This is a genomic window from Streptomyces sp. NPDC048441 (assembly GCF_043200235.1).
In the GTDB taxonomy this organism is placed as follows: Bacteria; Actinomycetota; Actinomycetes; order Streptomycetales; family Streptomycetaceae; genus Streptomyces.
The window spans coordinates 1-3,037 of the sequence record NZ_JBICXM010000028.1 but is presented as its reverse complement, the minus strand read 5'-3'; the positions used below and the strand labels follow the sequence as shown (position 1 = coordinate 3,037).

Genomic DNA, 3,037 nt, shown 5'->3' with positions numbered 1-3,037 from the left:
GCCAACACAGGCTCACGACCCGCAGCCAACGCCGCACACGCCTCCACCAGATCCGGCAGCAACACCCGCCACGACACCGTATCCACCACCAAGTGGTTGAAGACGAGTACCAGTCGTCCCTCGGCCACCGGACCGGCGTCGAACCACACCGCGCCGAGCATGAGACCGGCGGCCGGATCCAACCGCCGCGCGGCCGCTCGGACTTGTGTGCCGGTGAGCTCCCGCAGCTCGTCGTCCGCCAGGCCGGTCGCGTCGACCCGGCGGACCCAGGCCCGCTCGGGCACGTCCGCCGGCACCTCGAGCCGTGGCTCCGCACCCGGCACCAACCGCGCCCGCAGTACGTCGTGGTGACCGACCAGCGCCTGTACCGCACGTACGAGAACCTCGAGGTCCAGTCCAGCCGGGGTGCTCACTACTCCCGACTGCACGGCCTCGCCCACCCTGTCGAGTCCGACCCGTTCGATCAGCTCATGCATCACCGGAGTCAGCGGCACCGCACCCACACCGGACTCCCCGCCCGGCACCACACCACCGCTGTCCACTGCCTCCGCAACCCGCGCCAGACCCGCCGCGCTCCGCCGCTCGAACACCTGCCGCGAAGAGATCGCCAGTCCTGCCCGCCGAGCGCGCGACACCAGCAGCATCGACATGATCGAATCCCCGCCCAGCTCGAAGAACGAGTCCTCGGCACCCACCCGCTCCAGCCCTAGCACTTCGGCGAAGAGATCGCACAGCAGCACCTCGGCCTGCGTCGCCGGCGCCCGGCCATCGCGGGCCGCACGCTCGGGCGCGGGCAGCGCCGCCTTGTCGACCTTGCCGTTGGGGGTGAGCGGCAGCGCGTCCAGCACGGTCACGATCGCCGGGACCATGTGCTCCGGGAGCCGGGCGGCGGCGAAGTCCAACAGGGCGGTCGTCTCGATGCCGCTGCCTGCGGTGGGAACGGCGTAGGCGGCGATGCGGTCGTCGCGGGCGATGACGGTGGCCTGGGCGATGTCGGGGTGGGCGGTGAGGACGGATTCGATCTCGCCGAGTTCGATGCGGAACCCGCGGATCTTGACCTGTTCATCGGCGCGGCCCTGGAAGTGCAGCAGCCCGTCGCCACTCCATTTGGCGAGATCACCGGTGCGGTACATGCGGGCGCCCTCGGCGTACGGGCAGGCTATGAAGCGTTCCGCGGTCAGCTCCCGGCGGCCCAGATAGCCGCGGGCCAAGCCCGGACCGGCCAGATACACCTCGCCGACTACACCCGGCGGCACCGGACGCAGGAAATCGTCCAGGACATAGACCTGGGTGTTGGGCAGCGGGCTGCCGATCGCCGGCGCCTCGTCATCGAAGGTGAAGTCGGCAGGAATTTCCACGGCCGTGGTCATGACGGTCGACTCGGTCGGACCGTAGGTGTTCCACAACCGGGCCTGGGCCCGCCACTTGGCAGCCAGATCAGCAGTCAGCCGCTCGGCACCCAGCACCCAGTTGCGTACGCCGGGCACGGTCTGCGGGTCCAGGACGCCGAGCAGCGAGGGCACCACGCTCGCCACCGTCACGCCACTGCCCCGGATCATCCTCGACAGGGCCTGCGGATCGGTACGCTCCTCACCGGTGGCGATGGCCAGCGTGCCACCGGACGCCAGCGTCACGGCCACGTCGAGGACCGAGGCGTCGAAGCTGAACGACGCGAACTGCAACGTCACCTCACCCGGACCGGCACCCAACACCGGACCCATCGCCTCCACCAGATTCACCACACCCCGATGCGCCACCGCCACACCCTTCGGACGACCCGTCGACCCCGAGGTATAGATCACATACGCCAACTCATCAGGATCCAGCTCCACTTCGAGCGGCGCATCCGACTCGGCCGCAATGGCCGCGCCGGTGTCCGCGAACCAGCCAGCATCGATCACCACCGACGCACCACTGTCGACCGTCATAAACTCCAGCCGCTCGACCGGGTACTCCGGATCCAGCGGCACATACGCACCACCGGCCTTCCACACCGCCAGCATCGACGTCACCATGTCGACGCCGCGCGGCAGCCGCAGGCCCACCCGCGACTCCCGAACCACACCCTGTCCACGGAGGTAACGCGCCAGCCGATTCGACCTGGCCTCCAACTCCCCATACGAGAGGACCTCGGCCCCGCAGCGCACCGCTGCCGCCTCCGGGGTCTGGACCGCCCGCTCCCGGAAACGCTCAGGGACCGACAGTGACAGCACCGGCCGCGCCGTGGCATTCCACTCCCCCACCACCCGCGCCCGCTCACCAGCATCCAACAGCACGAGTTCACTCACCCGCACCCGCGGATCCGCCACCACCTGCTCCAGCACCCGCACCAACCGCCCGGTCAACGCCCAGGCGATGTCCTCGTCGAAAAGGTCGGGGCGATAGTCGAGCCGAAGGTTCAGGTCGGAGGGGTCCACGCCCAGCGCCAGCGCGAAGTTTGTCGACTCCCGCATCCCCGCAGCCGTGACGGCCACGGACTCCAGCGATGACGGCACATCCGGATCTCCAGGGAAGTTCTCGAACGCCAGCAGCGTGTCGAAGCTCGCGCCCACCCCCGCCAGACGCTGGATCTCTGTCAGACCTAGATACTGGTGATCGAGTAACCCCGACTGTTCCGCCTGCAGTTCGGTCAGCAGCTGGGCCAGCGGCTGCGTGGCCTCAAGCCGCACCCGCACGGGGATCGTGTTGATGAAGAGGCCCAGCATGTCCTCCATGCCCGGCAGCTCCGCCGGCCGCCCTGAGACCGTCGTCCCGAAGACCACGTCCCTGCGGCGGGCCATCTGACCCAGCACGATCGCCCATGCCGCTTGCAGGACGGTGTTCACCGTGACGCCCAGCTCCCGGGCCAGGTCGCGCACCGCGTCGCTCAGCTCCGCACCCGGCGCACAGGCCACCGAACGGGGCAGCGCGGCCCCGGCATCCACGGCAGCGGGGGCGACCAAGGTTGGTTCGTCGAGTCCGGAGAGGGCCTGTGTCCAGGCGGCCCGTGCGGCGTCCTTGTCCTGGCGCGCCAGCCAGGCCAGGTGTTCACGGTGCG

General features: G+C 69.7%; 1 protein-coding gene. It reads right to left on the bottom strand.

Annotation, left to right across the window (positions count from 1 at the left end; translation table 11 throughout):
* Positions 1 to 3,037 (bottom strand): amino acid adenylation domain-containing protein (locus ACGFSB_RS37350; RefSeq protein WP_393409026.1); only part of this gene is annotated, 3,037 nt, incomplete at both ends.